General features: G+C 30.4%; 3 protein-coding genes and 1 pseudogene. All 4 read right to left on the reverse strand.

Annotated features, from left to right (window positions below):
- Positions 1 to 257 precede the first annotated feature (257 nt).
- Positions 258 to 848 carry a hypothetical protein gene (locus LACWKB10_RS09570; RefSeq protein WP_161779318.1) on the reverse strand — a complete coding sequence of 197 codons (591 nt, stop codon included), beginning with the start codon at positions 846 to 848 and terminating at the stop codon, positions 258 to 260.
- Positions 849 to 1,454: 606 nt separating this feature from the next.
- Entirely contained in the window at positions 1,455 to 1,760 is a 306-nt protein-coding gene (locus LACWKB10_RS09575) for a hypothetical protein (RefSeq protein ID WP_034981726.1), read from the reverse strand.
- A gap of 365 nt (positions 1,761 to 2,125) precedes the next feature.
- Positions 2,126 to 3,559, reverse strand: coding sequence for a phage/plasmid primase, P4 family (locus LACWKB10_RS09580; protein ID WP_034981729.1), 1,434 nt, complete (start codon positions 3,557 to 3,559; stop codon positions 2,126 to 2,128).
- Positions 3,560 to 3,858: 299 nt separating this feature from the next.
- Positions 3,859 to 3,958 (reverse strand): annotated as a pseudogene (locus LACWKB10_RS10325) (DNA-binding protein); the annotation flags it as partial.

Below are 3,958 nucleotides of genomic sequence, written 5' to 3' on the forward strand. Positions count from 1 at the left end.
ATTATAGAGATAAAGAAACCACCGACCTCGCCCATTTCCCAGAGATTAAATACTGCAGCCATGAATGGCCACACACTATTCGATTCGAATATCAATATAAATTTTAGACATTAAAGCAATCAGCAGCTTATAAAATTAAAGCAAACAAAAAGACACATCATGTCCGCTTATCGACATTTATGTGTCTTTGTTCAATCAATACAACCATTTGTTTGTTCTATGTGTGTTTCATTGTTATATTCATTCATTAGAAAATATCAAGCGCGTTCAAACCTTGTTTTTATTTTTTTATTATTTACTTTTAAATCAAGTACTTCGTGATTTATATCCTTGTTTAGGACATTAATTAAGTGATTAATTTTTTTTAAGTACTCATTCATTATCTCTACTTTTTTTCGACAACGATTATCAATTATTCCTTCTTTTTGGCTTAATTCAAGAATTATTATATTTTCCTGTTTGATAGTCTTCTCAATTGCTGAATTCAATTTGTTAATTTGATTAGCTATAGATTTAAAATAACAGATTCTAAATAATTCGTTTTCCTGCTGGCATATAAAATTATAGTTTGAAATTTCTGTAATGAAGGCACGCATTTTCTCAAAATTCAAACTCGAGTATTCGCAAGCCATTTCATTCTGGGACCATTCATTTTGAGCATCTGTCAAGCTGTCATTTATAGTTTTATAAGTTTTCGTAATTGAAGTCATACCAGTTATAACTTCACGCCTAATAAACATTTCTTTTTCATCTCGTCTAGTAACGAATAATTGGTACTGTAGACTTAAAAAAGCAAACTCAGCAGTTAAAATCACACCAAAGTAATTAAAGTAGTCGGAAAAGCTCATTTCAAAGTTTGATCTAGAAAATACTGATACTATATAAAAAGTAAATGGTATTATTAGCAAAACTAAAAGTTCAAAAGAAAGAAAGTATCTAAAAGACGTTTTGTTTTTTTTTATAAATACTTGTTAGTTTTTCTTTAGATAGTCCAGAAATGTTAATAGTAATATAAATAAGAAGAATCAAAAAAATAACTGAAATGATTGAATTAGACATTTTTTTAAATTAAACTTTATATTTGGAAAGTAAACTATAAGCAAAGCTCCACATATTAAAGAAATAATGATGGTTGAAAAATACCATACGAATTTTTTAGGAATCGTATATTTTTCTTTCCGTTATCATTTTCAAACTTGTTATTATGTTTAGATTTATGTTGTTCATTTTCAATTTCAAAATTCAAACATTGTTTTTGGTAATAATGACAATGTAAAAATAAAAAGCATATTAAAAAAGTAGCTAAAATTAAACTAATCAATATATTCACCTCAACACAATAATACAAAAAACTAGCCAATAAGGCTAGTTTAGATTAGTGGAATATATTGAAATTAGTACAAGTAAAAACGACACCTATTAGCTTTACCATTTATTAACATAAACGGCTGTAATTATTCATTTACTAGTTGCTTGACCTCACGTTTAACTTGATTATCTTTGATGGTATAGATATAAAATGTCTTAGTTAAAAGGGAACCACAGAATAGTGTAGGTGTACCATCATGTTCAACGGCTATTCTAGACCAACTTAGCTTATCGTTCATTTCATCAAAATAATCGTTATGCTTTGCCTTATTTAAAATTAATGTCATGCAATCGCAGAAATGAATTGCTGCTTGCTTACCAGATTTTCTTTCAATCTGCATAACAAAATCTAATTTACCGAAGTTATTTAAATCTTCAAGTGAGTAATACATAAATTTAATTCCCTTGCTTTCTATAAAAGGTAATTGACCATTCGCGCTTTTTGAAACTGATTAGCGAATGTATAGAAGTATTTGTCACAATTATTTTTGTGCTGTCACAAATTTAAAAACAGACCTAAGCCCTACAGTATCAAGGTTGGGAACAAGGAACAATTTTTTTAACGATTTTAGCCACGCACGTATATATAGTATATATATTATATATATCTTCTGCTGTTTTAATATAAGAGTGTTCCTTTGTTCCTTAACTAGTTATTCAAGGGATTTGGTCATTTTGAATTTTGTTCTTTAATTGTTCACATGGGTTCCTTTGCTGATATTTCAGTGCTTATGAGGATTGTTTTTTGTTCCCTTAGTTATTTAGCTTTGATATTTTTGTAGAAATAAAGGCGTGGTCTTTTGCCGTTTGATAATCTCAATTGTTTGCTAATTCGTACTATCCCTTTTCTTTCTAATTCGTTTTTGAGTTTAGTCATTGTGAGGGGATGCTTAATTCCATTGTCATCACACCAATTTTTATAAGTCTGGTATAAATTTTCTTGGTTTACTGTTGAACCTTCACTTTGAATGTAATTTTCATTAATGAATTGCTGAACTAAATCGTTGTCAGTTAGCCATTTGTTTCTTGCTTTCAAAATTGATAAAGTTTGTGTAAGAGTATGTTTAGCCATAGCTTTCTCTGCTATGTAAATACATAAATAAACAAATTTACCACGTTCTTTTTTTATTTTTTCAGTATCAATGGCTTTATCAAAGTTTTCTATTCGCATGAAGTGAACTATGTTTGCCCTGCGCTTAAAGCCATTGCTGGTATCGGAAAAACTAGGTTCTTCGTTACCAATAAAAAGCAGTTTAGCATGGTTAGAAAAGGTGATATCGGCTTTATTTTTTACTGGAGCGTTCATTTCACCGCCACCTGTTAAGGTTTTGATAATAGCTGGGTTTTTAATAAAGGACTTTGAAATATCATCATGGATATTTAGCCATTTACCTGCTAGCTCTGAAAGACTAAAGTTGTTGCTCTTATCATCTGTCAAGTTTTCTAGAGAAACATGAGCAACGTTTTCCTGGCCTAATAGCGTCTGCAGGTAATTGGCAAAAGTTGTCTTACCGTCACCACCATTACTTATTATCAAAACAAAAGCTTGAATAGGCTTGTAACTGGGGTAGAAAGAATAACCGATCAATTCCATTATTGGAGTTATGTTTTCACCAAACGATTTCCAAAGCCATTTAGTTGTTTCAAATTGCACTGCTTTTTTATTCTTGATATTAGTTAACTCTTTTTCTACATCAAAGGGGACTAAGTCATAATCAACACATGATGTAAAATAGTACTTAGGCGAATGCTCTTGCAATTTGAAATCATCCCAATTCCAAACCCCATTTTTGAAGTTGAAATAATTACCTTGTTTTTTGCCAAACGTATCTTTCCATTTAACACGCTTAATGCTGTCACAAACAAAATGAAAAGCATCCCTGGCCACTCGATCAGTCCACACGTTATATCTGTTTAAAAGCTCTGTAATAACGCTCTTAATGCTTTTAATGTTTCTAAGCTCCCAGTACCCTTTTACTTTGTTATACTCGTAAAAATCGTCTTTATTGCCGTTCTCAACGATAATGCAATTATGTACTTCAAGAATAGTATTGCCTAACTCAGAAATATTGACTTTAGATTTGCCATCTTTATCAATTATTATCCAACAAACGGTTTTATTGATTAATTGTTCATATTTTTCCTTTATCTCAGGGTCTATGGTAATTGTTCGTGGTTTATTATCAGACAAATTTGAAACCTCTCTTTCTAGAATACTGTATTAATAATCGACACAAGCTGTTATAATTTTCAGACTTTTAAGTGAGCTATTTATATCTTTCAGACTTTGGTTTATTTCATTTAAACATTTGATTAATTCTTCGTTGTCTTGACTCATAATTTATTTCCTTTTCGGTTAAACATTTGATTAATTCTTCGTTGTCTTGACTCATAATTTATTTCCTTTTCGGTTAAACATCTAAGATTAATTCACTTGCACGTTTCTAGATGTTATAATTATGTAAATACCGTTTTCTTTTTCGTGGTTGTCTAAGAAACGGTTTTTTCTTTGCTCTGAATCCATTTAGTGATGGATTGCTTACCATATAGTTTGCGACCATCAATGATAGCCACTGGCATCCCCAGAGAG

The sequence above is a fragment of the Lactobacillus sp. wkB10 genome (genome assembly GCF_000760615.1).
In the GTDB taxonomy this organism is placed as follows: domain Bacteria; phylum Bacillota; class Bacilli; order Lactobacillales; family Lactobacillaceae; genus Lactobacillus; species Lactobacillus huangpiensis.

Coding starts and splice junctions, on each gene's coding strand:
- LACWKB10_RS09570 (WP_161779318.1), bottom strand. CDS start 848: ATGAGCTTTTCCGACTACTTTAATTACTTTGGTGTGATTTTAACTGCT.
- LACWKB10_RS09575 (WP_034981726.1), bottom strand. CDS start 1,760: ATGTATTACTCACTTGAAGATTTAAATAACTTCGGTAAATTAGATTTT.